The organism is Bradyrhizobium genosp. P, from assembly GCF_049949265.1.
Lineage (GTDB): Bacteria > Pseudomonadota > Alphaproteobacteria > Rhizobiales > Xanthobacteraceae > Bradyrhizobium.
The window spans coordinates 8,722,819-8,736,704 of record NZ_CP188195.1 but is presented as its reverse complement, the minus strand read 5'-3'; the positions used below and the strand labels follow the sequence as shown (position 1 = coordinate 8,736,704).

Annotated in this window: 14 protein-coding genes and 2 pseudogenes; 14 read left to right on the top strand and 2 right to left on the bottom strand. The window is 59.3% G+C overall.

Going from position 1 to position 13,886, the window contains the following annotated elements; genetic code table 11:
- Positions 1-5 precede the first annotated feature (5 nt).
- The 6 genes from cydB (at position 6) to tnpB (ending at position 6,513) form a co-directional block, all read left to right on the top strand.
- Positions 6-998, top strand: a complete 993-nt coding sequence (cydB, locus tag ACP2YO_RS41920; protein WP_426437041.1) for a cytochrome d ubiquinol oxidase subunit II — start codon at positions 6-8, stop codon at positions 996-998.
- A gap of 280 nt (positions 999-1,278) precedes the next feature.
- A complete protein-coding gene (locus ACP2YO_RS41915) occupies positions 1,279-1,707 on the top strand; it encodes a DoxX family protein (RefSeq protein ID WP_426437040.1) in 429 nt (142 codons plus the stop codon).
- A gap of 9 nt (positions 1,708-1,716) precedes the next feature.
- Positions 1,717-3,324: an MFS transporter gene (locus ACP2YO_RS41910; protein WP_426437039.1), complete on the top strand. Its 1,608-nt coding sequence runs from the start codon at positions 1,717-1,719 to the stop codon at positions 3,322-3,324.
- 140 nt (positions 3,325-3,464) lie between these two features.
- Positions 3,465-4,487 carry an HlyD family secretion protein gene (locus tag ACP2YO_RS41905; protein ID WP_426437038.1) on the top strand — a complete coding sequence of 341 codons (1,023 nt, stop codon included), beginning with the start codon at positions 3,465-3,467 and terminating at the stop codon, positions 4,485-4,487.
- A gap of 1,538 nt (positions 4,488-6,025) precedes the next feature.
- Positions 6,026-6,325: a transposase gene (locus ACP2YO_RS41900; protein ID WP_426437037.1), complete on the top strand. Its 300-nt coding sequence runs from the start codon at positions 6,026-6,028 to the stop codon at positions 6,323-6,325.
- The gene (gene tnpB / locus ACP2YO_RS41895) at positions 6,322-6,513 is read left to right on the top strand and encodes an IS66 family insertion sequence element accessory protein TnpB (protein ID WP_426437036.1); all 192 of its coding nucleotides are present in this window, start codon (positions 6,322-6,324) and stop codon (positions 6,511-6,513) included. The genes ACP2YO_RS41900 and tnpB overlap by 4 nt, the downstream gene beginning before the upstream one ends.
- Before the next feature lie 15 nt (positions 6,514-6,528).
- Here the strand turns inward: tnpB and ACP2YO_RS41890 are convergent, their stop codons facing one another.
- Both ACP2YO_RS41890 and ACP2YO_RS41885 read right to left on the bottom strand, forming a co-directional pair.
- Positions 6,529-6,945: a hypothetical protein gene (locus ACP2YO_RS41890; protein ID WP_426437035.1), complete on the bottom strand. Its 417-nt coding sequence runs from the start codon at positions 6,943-6,945 to the stop codon at positions 6,529-6,531.
- An 86-nt stretch (positions 6,946-7,031) separates the two neighbouring features.
- Positions 7,032-7,197: pseudogene (locus ACP2YO_RS41885) on the bottom strand (helix-turn-helix domain-containing protein); the annotation flags it as partial.
- Positions 7,198-7,338: 141 nt separating this feature from the next.
- Here ACP2YO_RS41885 and ACP2YO_RS41880 point away from each other — a divergent pair.
- The 8 genes and pseudogenes from ACP2YO_RS41880 (at position 7,339) to ACP2YO_RS41845 (ending at position 13,870) form a co-directional block, all read left to right on the top strand.
- A complete protein-coding gene (locus ACP2YO_RS41880; RefSeq protein WP_309182265.1) occupies positions 7,339-7,950 on the top strand; it encodes an FMN-dependent NADH-azoreductase in 612 nt (203 codons plus the stop codon).
- A gap of 41 nt (positions 7,951-7,991) precedes the next feature.
- Positions 7,992-8,383 (top strand): annotated as a pseudogene (locus tag ACP2YO_RS41875) (DoxX family protein).
- A 9-nt stretch (positions 8,384-8,392) separates the two neighbouring features.
- Entirely contained in the window at positions 8,393-9,442 is a 1,050-nt protein-coding gene (locus ACP2YO_RS41870; RefSeq protein ID WP_426437034.1) for an LLM class flavin-dependent oxidoreductase, read from the top strand.
- Entirely contained in the window at positions 9,435-10,439 is a 1,005-nt protein-coding gene (locus tag ACP2YO_RS41865) for a glutathione S-transferase family protein (protein ID WP_426437033.1), read from the top strand. Before ACP2YO_RS41870 ends, ACP2YO_RS41865 begins: the two co-directional genes overlap by 8 nt.
- 765 nt (positions 10,440-11,204) lie before the next feature.
- Entirely contained in the window at positions 11,205-11,618 is a 414-nt protein-coding gene (locus ACP2YO_RS41860; protein WP_426437032.1) for a DoxX family protein, read from the top strand.
- A gap of 28 nt (positions 11,619-11,646) precedes the next feature.
- The gene (locus ACP2YO_RS41855; protein WP_426437031.1) at positions 11,647-12,531 is read left to right on the top strand and encodes a pirin family protein; all 885 of its coding nucleotides are present in this window, start codon (positions 11,647-11,649) and stop codon (positions 12,529-12,531) included.
- Between the two features lie 88 nt (positions 12,532-12,619).
- Positions 12,620-12,823 (top strand): hypothetical protein, encoded by a 204-nt coding sequence (locus ACP2YO_RS41850; protein ID WP_309182273.1) that lies wholly within the window; start codon positions 12,620-12,622, stop codon positions 12,821-12,823.
- Between the two features lie 87 nt (positions 12,824-12,910).
- Positions 12,911-13,870 (top strand): LysR family transcriptional regulator, encoded by a 960-nt coding sequence (locus tag ACP2YO_RS41845; protein ID WP_309182274.1) that lies wholly within the window; start codon positions 12,911-12,913, stop codon positions 13,868-13,870.
- Positions 13,871-13,886 lie beyond the last annotated feature (16 nt).

Genomic DNA, 13,886 nt, shown 5'->3' with positions numbered 1-13,886 from the left:
CTGCTATGGACTTACCTCTCCTTTCAGCGCTTTTCATTGCCTTCGCCATGACGCTGTACGTGTTACTAGACGGATTCGATCTCGGTGTCGGTGCGTTGCTACTCTTCCAACCCGACGAGACACTGCGTGATCGCATGGTCGATTCGATCACGCCGACCTGGGACGGCAACGAAACCTGGTTGATTATGGCGGGTGTCGGCCTTCTGGCGGGTTTCCCGATCGCTTACGGCATCTTGCTGCCCGCCTTCTATATTCCCCTCATCGCGATGTTGTTGAGTTTGGGACTTCGCGGCGTGTCATTCGAGTTCCGCTATCAGGTCGACCGTGGGCGCCGGATCTGGGATGTCGCGTTCGGCATCGGCTCTATATTGGCCGCGCTCTTCCAGGGCTTGATCGTCGGCGCGTTGATACAAGGTGTCGCCGTCACCGGCGAACATTTCTCGGGAAGCGTCTTCGATGTGTTCCGCCCGTTTTGTGCGCTCACCGCCGTCGCGGTGCTTTCAGGTTACGTGGTGCTGGGAGCGGGTTGGCTTCATTTAAAAGCAAGCGCCAAATTGCAGCACTTTGCTGAAACCAGCCTGTCGGTCGGTACGCCGATATTTGCGGGGCTTGCCGTCGTCACCTGTATCGCCGGGATCCTGGTGCAGCCCCGGGTTCAAGCAGCTTGGGCCGCGTATCCAGTTGTTCTTGGGATGATCACCAGTGTGTTTTTCGTGGTGGTGGCGGTCCTCCTTCGCTCGGTCGGACGAGAGCCCGCAATTCGCCCGTTCCTGCAGGGCTTGATCCTGTTCGCTTGCGGCGTCGCGGGACTCGCAATTGTGATTTTCCCATACATCGTACCCTTCCAGCTATCGCTGTGGGAGGCCGCTTCGGCGACGCTGAGTCACGTATTCATGCTGGCGGGAGCGGTCGTCGTCACGCCAATCGTACTGGCGTATTCGGCATTCGCATATCACGTGTTCCGCGGGAAGACTCCCGAGGAGGGCTGGGAATCATGAGCGGGTGGCGAAAAGATTTGCTTTGGTTCGTGGGCCTCTATCTGGCATCGATCGCGATCTTTTCGGGTGTATCCGTGTCAATTCGATCAATTCTTCAAATCGCTTCACGGTGAAACACCGCCGCCCCGCCTGACCAATTGGGGCGCGGCGTCAAACGGAAGGCACGAAATGACGCTCATCGTTCTGATCGGCCGGTTGACGAAGGGCATGACTCGAAAGTCGATCTGCTGCTGCAATAGGAGATCATTTTTACTCGCGAATAGCCTTTAGCGAGGTTGCGATGAGCTGGCTCTATACGCTCAACGCAGCGATCGTCGCCAAGCTGGCGCCCTTGTTCTGCACGCCTGCGCTGCACTGGATAGCCTTGCTCTGCCTGTGTAGCGCCTATCTGCAAGGTGGTTTCACCAAGGGCCTCGACTTCCGCGCTGCGCTCGACGAAATGAAGCAATTCGGCTTGAGGCCGCTGACCCCGCTTGCCATCATGGTGATCGCGATGGAGATTGGAGCATCGCTGCTGGTGCTGAGCGGCCTCTTCCGTTGGGCAGGCGCGCTGATGCTGGGAGCCTTCACCTTGGCCGCGACGTTTGTGGCGAACCGCTTCTGGGATGCGCCACTTGCGAAACGATATGCGACCGAGAATTCATTCTTCGAGCATCTTGGCCTTGTTGGCGCATTCATTCTAGTGGCCTGGTACGATTTGCAGGGATGACGTTGTGCGATGACCGAGCTGACCCCATCAACAGCAGTTGACACCTCGCCCCACACCCCGGCAATGTCGGCCTTTTCCCCGCGGCACCTCAACATGCTGTTGCTGGGGCTGGGCTTTACGACCGGCATGGAATTCTACACTGCCGACAGCATCAACCTTTGTCTGACCGATATCACCGGCAGCTTCGGCGTCTCGGGCGACGAAGCGAGCTGGAGTCTCACCGTCTACAGCTCGGCGCTGTTCCTGGGCGTGCCGGTCTGTGTCTGGCTCGCAGGCTACATTGGCCACAAGAGCTATTTGATCGGCTCGGTCGTGCTGTTTGCCGCGTCTTCGGTCGTCAGTGCGACGGCAGACAGCTTCGAGACCATGCTGGTTGCGCGTGCCTTCCAGGGGTTGGCGGGGGCGGGCCTGGTCGTCTGGTGGCGTGGCACCGTCTACATGCTTTTGCCAAAGCCGATGCGCAGCGAATCGCTGATGCGTGTCTCCACCATGCTTTATCTGTCCAGTGCCTTCGGGATGCTGTTCAGCGGCTATATCACCGATCATGTGAGCTGGCGGCTGATCTGTGTTCCAAACCTTGCCTACGCGGCCATCGCCATTTGGCTGCTGCTGCGCTATTTTCCAGATCTGCCCGTGACAAGCTCGGAACGGCCGACCGACTGGCTGGGCATCATCCTGATCGTCGTGACGCTGGTCTCGCTGCAAATCATCCTCAGCCGCGGCCAGATCGACGACTGGTTTGGATCGCCGCGGATCCGCATGCTCGCCTGGCTAGGCGCGACCGCCTTGATCCTGTTTGCGATCTGGCAGACCAGCCCGCGCAACCCCGCGCCACTGCTTGGCCTTGAGCTCCTGTTCGATCGCTATGTGCTGTCGTCCGCCCTGATCGGCATTTTCACCGGCATGATCCTTTCCGGCAGCCTCTATATGCTTCCCGAGTTTCTGCGCAACGTCGCCTCGCACCCGCTGAGCGCGACGGAAACCGGCCGGGTCATGGCAGTCTATGCTTTGACGGCAGCAGCGGTCCGTCCTTTGGTCGTCGGCGTCGTGGCGCGCTACGGTCAGCGCAAGACGATTTGCGGCGCGCTGGTTTGCCTGATCGCGTCGATGCTGCTGATCAATCGATTCCTGACCACGGACACGCCGGCCTATTATTTCTATCTGCCGCTGGTTCTCTATGCCTTGTGCCTTTCATCGCTGCTGCCGTCCGTCGGCAGCGGGACCGTTGCCCGGATTGAACAGCAAAAGCTTCTCGACGGTGTTTCGCTCTATATGACGTTCCGCCAATTCGGCGCGGCCCTTGGCGTCGCCGTGATTACGATTCTGGTCGAACGGCGCGAAACGCTGCATTCCGCGCGCCTGTTCGATCATTTGCGAGCATCGAGCCAGGTCGTGCAGCACTGGATGACGACGGCGTCGAACATGGTCGCCGCGCGCGGCGGCTATTCGGCTCTGAAGAGCCATGATGTCGCGACCAAATTGCTTGCCGAGGTCGGTGGCCGCGAGGCCGCGACATTGGCCTATGCGGACGCCTTTCTGTTCATGGCCCTGATCGGCTTCATCACGCTCTGTTTGGTGCCGATCATACCGCCGACGCCTGGGGCGACGAAGAAATGAGACTCCCAATTCAAGAGTAGAAATAAACCGCTATGAGCGATCAGACCGTCCTCAGGGAAACATCCAGCCCACCAGTACCGCCCGCAGCAGCCGGCAGAGCGCCGTCATCGCATGACGTCCGGCCGAGCCGGAGACCCCTTGTGACGAGCGCCATTCTCTTCCTAGTCGTGGCTGTCGGACTTTACTTCTATGTGCCAGGCTTCTGGCAGGTCAGCACCGACGACGCGTACGTGAACGCGCATGTGGTTTCGATCGTGCCCAAGGTTGCCGCCTATGTTTCCAGATTGCATGTCAACGACAATTCGAAAGTCGCTCGTGATGATTTGCTTATCGAGCTAGATCAAAGGGACTTCGCGGTTGCCGTAGATATGGCCAATGCGGACTTGAAGAGCGCGGAGGCAAATGCGTCGAATATCGAAGCGCAGATCAAGGAGCAGCAAGCCATCGTCGCCGAAAGCCAATCGGCTGTCGACGGTGACCAGGCAGTGCTCGATTTCGCGCAGCAGCAGCTGGATCGCTACAAGTCGCTCGCGACGACGGGCTCCGGAACGGTCGAACGCCTGCAGCAGGCGGAATCGGACGTAGGCCAACGCCGGGCCACCTGGCAACACGACCTCGCGGCGCTCGATGCCGCACGCGCCCATCAGGCTGTGCTTCAGACCCAGCTGGTTCAGGCAAAGGCCACAATCGAACGCCAGCATGCAGCTTTGGCGCAGGCGCGGCTCAGCCTGTCCTACACCCAAATCCGTGCCACGGAGGGTGGCAGTGTTGCGAACAAGACGGTGGAAGCGGGCAACTACGTGCAGCCTGGGCAGACGTTGTTCTCAATCGTTCCGGATACGCTCTATATCACCGCGAATTTCAAGGAAACGCAGCTGGCCGACGTTCGTCCGGGCCAGCGCGCAACGATCCGGGTTGACGCCTTCCCCGGCCTTCGACTCGAGGGACGCGTCGACAGCCTTCAGCGCGGCACGGGATCGCAGTTTGCACTGCTCCCACCCGAGAACGCGACCGGGAATTTCGTTAAGGTCGTTCAGCGCGTACCGGTTAAAATCACCTTTGACGATCCGGGGGAAGCGCTCCGCTGGATATCTCCCGGCATGTCGGTGGAGGCGAAGATTTACACGGCTGAGCCGCCCCGCTGGGCGAGAGTCCTTGACTAACAGAATGCTATTTCGCAGTGCTACCATGAGTAGACAGGACTACATGAACATACGGCCGACTCACTGCAAGCGAAGCGATGGTGCTCTTCGTTGATCACCAGGCCGGAGTCGCGAATGGTGTGCAGACCCAGAGCCCGGCGGAGTTCATCAACAGCGTGAAGGCGCTCGGCATATCGCGCAAATCGACAAACTCCATCGATCATCACGACAAGTGCGGCTCCACGAACCCACAGACCAGTTGAGACCACACGGCCACGCGGCGTTCCGCCCAGGTGAATTGACTACCTAGCCACAGCATTTTGGACCAAATCGCCGACTACGCTGTCCTGGCCCCACGGCGGGCGCGTTGGTCAAGAATATCCCGATCGGCGCTGGTGATGCCGCGAACATCACGGCCGTCTGTACCAATGGTGCAAGCCGGTCGAGTTTTTCGACAACGCAAATGAGCCGTTGGAGATTAAGGCCTCACGGCGGCAATGTGCGCGCAGGCGAAGAGACTTGCAAACAGACGCTCGCTGCCGACCAACGTGCTTGGTGTGCGAGGGATGATTTCGGCAGCAGACCACCGACGCTCGATCTCCTTGCGGGCCAGAATATCTACCGCTAGATGAAATTAAGGTGGCTATCAGTCCGGTGGCAGCAGAGAACTATAGTGCAGGGCAGACGTCACTAACCAAAGCCGTGGCTAGGCTATTCAGCTTTGTTGCGACTAGCGCGCAATTGCGCGAGGTCGTGGAAACAGCTCGCGCTGACCTTCTCGATTCTGGTCAACTACGACTCGATGGTCGTTTGATTTCGCACAATCAATCCAAAGTCCCGCTTTGAAGTTCGGGCCTGAACGGTGAGCTTTTATCCTAGCTAACGTAAGGATACTGATGAGTCAGTTCCCATTGATAGGCCTGCAAGCGTTCTGCAATCTACACCAATCGGTCGGATACTCTTTGGGAAAGATAGGTGCGAGGGATTGTCGGACATTCCATCGCATAGGAAGAATTGGGTTCCCATATCGCACGCATTTGTCGTGGTTTGGCGCGGCCTGAACGACGCCCATATCGAAAGAACAGGCAATGACGCACGGAAGTCCTGCTGGCGGACTTCTCGGCGTGGCGAGCGCTCTACGCCGACGACGCCACCGTGAACTTCGTATATGGAGTCCTCTGCGGGCTTCGGCAGTCCGTTGCGCGGAGAAAGGTGATCGCTGAAACCGTGTACGTGACACTTCAAAGTCCAGATAACGAAGGTAAATCGTATCGAAGACGAGAATGTTAATCGTCGCGGTTTGTGATGATCGCGCTCGCCGCAATAAAAGGACGGCAACGTGCTGGTCACCGCAATCAGGACCGAGCCGTGGTCATATTGGTGGCAAATGTCGCGTTTTGTATCGTCTGCCTCCGGCGAGGACCGCCTTGTTGGATTAGCGCAATTGTTGCGTAACAGTCCTTATGGACAGCCATAAGCGCAGTACTCGGCTTGAACGGCTTGAGGTGGTCGAGACTGGTCGGCGACGGCGCTGGTCGGATGAGGAGAAGCTGCGGATTGTGGCCGAGAGCTTTGAAGCTCCGCGCGCGATATCGTCGACAGCACGACGCCATGGCATATCCCGTTCGTTGCTGATGACATGGCGGCGCGCGTTCAGTCGCGAGCCGATCAGCGCTCAAAGCGAGCAATCCAGCTTTGCGCGGGTCGTTCTTGCGGCTGAGGTCGAGGCGTCGGTTGCTGCCAGCCCGCCGATCGGGCAGATGGTGATCATTGTTGGCAGGGATCGTCGGGTGATTGTCGATGCCGGCGTCGATGCGGCGGCCCTGGCGCGGGTGCTGCAGGTTCTGGAGCGTCGATGATCCCGATCTCTTCGAGCGCACGGATCTGGATTGCGACCGGCCGCACCGACATGCGCAAGGGCATGCAGGGCTTGTCATTATTGGTGCAGGAAAGCCTTGGTCGTGATCCGTTCGCTGGAGATGTCTTCGTGTTCCGTGGCCGCAGCGGTTCGCTGATCAAGGCCCTGTGGCACGATGGAATTGGATAGTCTTCGATGTTAACGTCAACGGGGCCTTCGATTGCAATCGCGCCGCCGTTCGCGCGATGGAGAAGGGCGGCTACCGTCGAAATCGAAGTGCACCTTGATCGAGTGGCGCCTGAATTGATTTTCGTGGTTCTCCAGGACGAGGCGAACCGCGTCGCCCAGATCGAAGGTCGATTTCGTCTGCCGCTTCTCGCCGGCAAGTTCGTCGAAGGCCGCCACTCGCTTCTGAAGGGTGTGTAGTTGGACCTCAAGAGCCTCAAGAGCGGACTTCTGAGATCGGCCATCGAGATCTGCAAGCAGTTCGATCGTATGTCCGACCGCGCGATCGAGTTCGTGGAAAATGAACTCGGTCGTAAGGCCGATACCGGCGAGATGGACGAATTGTTCTCGCTCCTCCACCGAATCGTCGATGGCGTCGTTGGTCTTGCCGACCAATTGCTCGCATTGGTCCCCCATCAGGACAACGAGTTTGCCGAGTTTTTCGACTGCTTCGCGCTGTTGCGGAGATGTTTGTCGTCAAGCCGAGGACCTGAGCGATCGAACAGGGTGACTCCGAGCTGCGTCTCCAGTCCGCTCACCGTTTTGCTAATGACAGATTGAGCCCGCCGCAGCCGCCGCCGAAAAGCTGCGTTCATCGGTGGCCGCAATGAAGATTCGTAGTTGATCGAGCGATACCCCATCGAGCATAGAAGTCACCTTCCATCGGTCGTGGCGATGGATTGCATCGGAATATACCCAGTTTTGCCGATTAGGCAATCGTGTCAGTTAGCCAGGCATGCCAGCGGCTCAAAGGGCTTTCACACGCCGCACAACTTGGAGAATTTTCTCATGTCGACAATCCTTCACATAGATTCCAGCATTCTCGGCGGTTATTCGGTCAGCCGCGCTCTCACTGCCGCCATCGTGGCGAAGCAACAGGCGCTTCACCCTGACGCACGCATTATCCGTCGCGACCTGGTAGTCGACGCGAGCCTGCACCTCTCGGATGCGCATCTGGCAGTGTTTCAAGGTGGTGAGGTCAGCAATCCGGCCCTCGGCCAGGACTTGGCAGTTGGAGGCGCGTACGTCGACGATCTCTTCGCCGCCGATATCATCGTGATCGGCTCTCCCATGTACAACTTTTCCGTCCCCTCCCAACTGAAAGGCTGGATCGACCGAGTGTGCGTCGCCGGCCGCACGTTTCAGTACGGCGCAAACGGGCCCGAGGGCCTGCTAAAGGGAAAGAAGGTCTTCGTCGCGTCCACGCGGGGCGGCATCTATACCGGCGAAAGCCCGGCCGCCGTTCTCGAGCATCAGGAGAGCTACTTGCTCGGCGTTCTGGGCTTTATCGGCCTTACGGACGTCACGATCATTCGCGCTGAGGGCCTCAATCTAGGCGAAGAAGCAAAAGCCGCCTCGGTCGCGCAGGCAAAAGCGCAGATCGAAACGCTCGCTGCATAAGACATCAATGAAATATCGCTGGAGCAACGGGACCTACAGACGTGACCCAAACGACAGCCTTTTCCGCCATCGGCCGGTTGCTGATCGCAGCCGTATTTATTCTCAGTGGGCTAAGCAAGATCGCGGCCCCTACCGTGACACAGGGCTATATCGCGTCCGTGGGTCTTCCCGCACCATTGCTCGGCTACGTGATCGCGATTGTTGTCGAAGTGGGCGGCGGTGTCCTGCTGCTCGTCGGCTATCAAGCCCGCATCGTCAGCTTGGTAGTCGCGGCGTTTACCTGGCCACGGCATTGTTCTTCCACAACAACTTCGCGGATCAGAACCAAATGATCCATTTCCTCAAGAACATCGCGATGATCGGCGGCTTGTTGCAGATCACGGCGTTCGGCGGGGGATCTTTCAGCATCGACGCCCGACACGCGAAAGGCTGACGCAGCGCGATGGAAATCGGCATCGACAGCTTTGTCGCGACCATAGCTGACCCGCTGACCGGCAGAACAACGCCGCCCGAGCGGCGGATGGAAGATCTGCTGGCCGAGATCGAGACGGCGGATCAGGTCGGACTCGATGTATTCGGTATCGGCGAACATCACCGAAAGGAATTCCTCGATTCGGCGCCAGCGGTAATCCTAGCTGCCGCGGCCGCTCGCACAAAGCGCATCCGCTTGACGAGTGCCGTTACAGTATTAAGCGCGGACGATCCGGTACGCGTGTTCCAGGACTTTGCGACCCTCGACCTTATCTCCAAAGGGCGTGCCGAAATCGTCGTTGGGCGAGGATCGTCCGTCGAAGCTTATCCGCTCTTTGGTTTCTCGATGAACGATTATGACGCGCTGTTTGCGGAGAAGCTCGACCTGCTGGTTAGGTTGCGCGAAGAGACTCACGTGACGTGGCGCGGCCGTTTCCGCGCACCGCTCAGCGGCCAGGGCGTTTTTCCTCGACCGCAGCAAGAGAAATTGCCGATCTGGCTTGGTGTCGGCGGTACGCCGCAATCGTTCATGCGGGCGGGCGCGCTCGGTCTGCCCCTGATGATCGCTATCATCGGGGGAAGCTTCGAGCGTTTCCGTCCCCTCGTCGACCTCTACAGACAAGCCGGCCACAAAGCCGGCCACTCGTCCGATGCGCTCAAAGTTGGCGTACATGCCGTCGGGTTTGTCGGAGGCACCGTGCGAGCGGCGAAGGACGCCTTCTTTCCAGGTTGGGCGCATTGGTTCACCGAGCTTGGGCGGGAGCGCGGTTGGCCACCCGCGACCCGTGATCAGTTCGAAGCCATGTGCTCGCCTGAAGGCGCGTTCCTGATCGGCGACCCGGAGACCGTCGCCGAAAAGATTCTCGCGGCAAGCAAGGCGCTAGGCGGTGTTTCCCGCGTCACGTTCCAAATGAGTTCGGCAATGCTGGAGACCGACGCGATGCAGCGTTCCATCGAACTGATCGGGACCGGGGTGGCTCCGCTGGTCAATACCGAGCGCAGGAGTGAATCCCATGGGTGAACTCATCGACGGCGTCTGGCATCGCAGCGGTATCGAAGTGATGATCCGGGATGGCGCCCTGCAGCGCCCGCCCTCTGTCTTTCGCCACTGGATCGAGGACGACGCGGATGCGCGTTTCAAACCGGAAATCGGCCGCTATCATCTCTATGTCTCGCTGGCCTGTCCTTGGGCCCACCGCACGCTGATCATGCGCGCGCTGAAGGGCCTCGAGCACATGATCGGCGTGTCGGTCGTGCATTGGCTCATGCTCGAACAGGGGTGGACCTTCGATCCGGGTCCAGGTGTCATACCGGACGGCATCAATGGCGTCAGGCAAATGCACGAGATCTACACGCTCGCGGACCCGCACTGCACCTCTCGGGTCACCGTGCCCGTCCTCTGGGACAAGGTCACGCGCACCATTGTGTCGAATGAATCGGCCGAGATCATCAGGATGTTCAACAGCGCCTTCGACGGCCTAGGCGCAGCAGAGGGAGATTATTATCCCGCCTCGCACCGAAACGAGATCGACGAAGTCAACGCCCGCATTTACGCGACACTCAACAACGGCGTGTATCGTGCGGGCGTCGCCACGAGTCAGAGGGCTTACGAGGCAGCGTTCCACGAAGTCTTCGAAACGCTGTCTTGGCTCGAACAGCGATTGCGGCGTCAGCGTTATCTGGTCGGGGACAAGCTGACCGAAGCGGACGTGAGGCTATTCACGACGCTGGTGCGGTTCGACGCGGTCTATCACGGTCACTTCAAATGTAACCGCGGAACGCTGATCGAATATCCGGCGCTGTGGGATTACACCCGCTATCTCTACCAGCATCAAGCGATCGGCCCGACCGTGAACTTCGCGCATATCAAGGGTCATTATTATGGCAGCCACCCGACCCTGAACCCAAGTGGGATTGTGCCGTCCGGGCCTCTTCGGGATTTCGACGCTCCGTCGGGACGGGACACCTTTCAAGCTGGCTCTGATCGGAGCGATGGCGTGGATATCATCTCGACCTAAAAGGTCGACTGTCGATCTTGAGGTCGGGAGACCGTCATGCCCATTGGTCAGGGATCGCTGCAGCTAGATAGTGGAGAGCGGGACGGATGCATTTTACCCGATGGTTAACTGAAGGCGATGCGGGGTGCACTGAGTTCGTTGCAAATGCCGGATTCGGCGATCAGTCTCGGCTCCGGATCAGGAGACAACGGAAACCTTTCTACGTGGCACGTATTGCCTTTCAGCGCTCGTTAGCGGGCTAAGTCGTCGGATAAAGCCGCGAACACATCCGACATCTGAATGTGCGGACCACATCATTGTCCTGGGCGAGAGACAGTTGCGCCGGATCGTAAAATCCTACGCCAACTATTACAATAGCGTCCGAACGCATCGATCCTTGAACAAGGATCCGCCGATTTCTCGACCGGTTCAGCGAACCGGCATCATCAGTTCACGCCCCGTCCTCGGCGGACTTCATCACCACTACACCCGTGTTTGAGTTCTCGGTACGCACAGCGGTGCTCTTAGTTGATCACCAGATATGCGTATACGAGCCAAGGTGAAGTCCCGTTCTCGATGCCGCGCGCGCTCGCACTGGAGGAGATTCCGGGGATTGCCGCCATCGCCATCCCGCAGGAATTTACCGACGCCGGACATCGATCGCGCGTGACCCGGTGACATATCGGATAAACCGATGGATATTATCTAAATAAATCGAGTGTTGCCAGGACAGTCCGCCTCTTAGGTTCTCCTCACCTTTCAACCTCACACCCAATGGAGACCAATATGAGCGCAGTTTCTATCCAATCAGCCCGTCCTTCCCGTCGTATCGGCACCTGGACGTTGCAGGGCATCATCGCGGTGGCTTTCCTTGCGGCCGGCGTTGCCAAACTGGCCGGCGTTCCCTTCATGGTCGACTTGTTCGCGCAAATCGGACTCGGTCAGTGGTTTCGTGTCGTGACCGGCGTCGTGGAAGTGGTCGGCGCCGTCGCGCTGCTCGTTCCCGGCCTGGCTTCGCTCGGCGCCCTATGGCTCGGCGGCACCATGATCGGCGCCGTGGCAACCCACGTGCTCATCCTGCACACCAGTCCGGTCCCGGCGATCGTCCTGGGAGTCCTCAACGCGCTGGTTGTCTATCTGCGCCGCGACGAACTCGTTGCCTTGCTTCACCGGGTTCAAGGGTTGAGCTTTGAAGCCTAGAGACAACCAAAGCTTCTGGAGAATGAAAATGAAGACCGATGCAGTGTTCACGCGTCAGAATCGCGCTGAGAAGACGTCCCGGCAGATTGCTCTGCGTACGCGTGGACACTCGCATGGGCGCGTTACCCGGCTGGTCAGTCCGGGCGACGTTGGTGAGCTGATCAAGCCGTTCGTGTTTCTTGACTACTTCGACGCCGATCCGGCGACCGCACCTAAATTCGGCTTTCATCCCCATTCGGGAATTGCGACGCTGACCGTCATTCTGGCCGGACAGGCCTCCTACAAGGAGACCACCGGCCGCGAAGGCGTCATCGAGACCGGCGGTGTTGAATGGATGCGCGCCAGCAGTGGCGTTTGGCATAGCGGCGAAATGTTCGGCACCGAGCGGATCAAGGGCTTTCAGCTCTGGGTCGCGATGCCGCCCGAGCTCGAACTTGCCGAACCGCAAAGCCAATACCTTGGCGTTTTCGACTTCCATTTTGTCGGTCCCGCCAGGGTTATCGCAGGCGAATATGACGGTGTGAAAAGCGTTGTCGCCTCGCCTCAAGGCATCACGTATCTCGACGTACGCCTCAAGGCCGGAGAACGCTGGACCTTCCAGCCGCCCAAGGGGCACGACGTCGCCTGGATCGCATCGCATCAGGGGATCGTGGCGACGCCGGAGCAGGTATCGGCGGGCGAAGTCGCCGTGTTTGAGGAAAGCGATCAAGCGATCACGTTTGAAGCGCGCTCCGATGCCGGCTTCATCCTCGGCGCCGCGGTCAAGCACCCCTACGATCTCGTGGCCGGATACTACTCCGTGCATACCAACGCAGAAGCCTTGCGCGTCGGCGAGAGCAATATCGCCGCTATCGGCCGCCGGCTGCATAACCAGGGTGTCTTGCAGGATGCTCCGGTACGCGCCAGGCGTTGAGCGGTGGAGAGATAATCTGGTTGATCACTTAAGATGGAGAAAGCCAATGTTCGGATTATGTGAAGTTCGGTTATTTCGACATATCGCCGTGGCGCCGCAGTCTCGGGTCGGGTCCGACAAAAGCTCGCCGCTCCGACCGGAACACTTCCCGCTTGAGGCAAGGGGCCGCGAGATCGTCACCGCGCACGGCATCGTGATCGCGACCGCAACCGATGCCGTGATGAGCGAAGAGATCGCCCGGCGCCTGAATGGCGGCGATCTAAGCGACCAGGAAGATCAGTGGGCGCTTTGAGCAGAGCAGGACCTCCATGATTGATATGACTGCCGTCAGGCGGTATATCATGCGGCCAAGTATCGGTTTGGCCGATAGGGTGGTCCCATGCTCGACGCTGTCTCTCTCGACCAATTGCGAACGTTCATCGCCGCGGTCGACGAAGGAAGCTTTTCTGCTGCCTCCCGCAAGTTGTTGCGCGCACAGTCTGTTGTGAGCGAGACGATCGGCAAGCTCGAGGAACAGATCGGCGTGCAGTTGTTCGACCGCTCCGGCCGTTATCCCAAACTCACCCCGGCCGGACTGGCCATGCTGGGCGATGCGCGCAGCATCATCACAGGGGTCGATCTGCTGAAGGCCCGGGCCAAGGGCATGTCCGCGGGTCTTGAGCCGGAATTGTCCGTGGTGATCGACGTCTTCTATCCGATCGACGCGATTACCCAGGTGGCCAAGGAGTTTCGGCAGAAATACCCGGCGGTGCCGCTGCGCATCTATGTCGAGGCCCTCGGCGGTGCCATCACGCCCGTGCTTGATGGCCGTTGCAGCATCGGCGTGATCGGATCACTCCCGGCGATCCCGGATACGCTGACCTATGAGCGGCTGCCGGGCATCGCGTTTCTGATGGTGGCGGCCCGCGATCATGCACTGGCTTCCCATCGCGGCAAAATTTCCAAGGAAGCTCTCGGAAAACATACTCAGATCGTGCTCACCGATAGGTCGGAACTGTCTCTGGGGCGCGAATTCGGCGTGATGTCGTCCTCGACCTGGCGGCTTGCCGACCTCTTCGCCAAGCATCATTTCTTGCTCAACGGTCTCGGCTGGGGCGGCATGCCCTTGCATGTCGTGCGCAAGGATCTGGAAGAGGGGCGCCTTTCTGTGCTGCCCATCGAGGACGTGCCGCCGGATGGTCTGATTCTCACGATGTCGGTGGTGTGGCAGACCAAGTCGCCGCCAGGTCCCGCCGGCCGATGGTTTGTCGATCGGCTGAAGCAGATTCCGGTCGACACGGGCAAAGTGCCGAAACCGCAGGCCAGCACCAGGAAGGTGAGACGGTCTGGGAGAACCTAACTGGACTTCAGCTTTG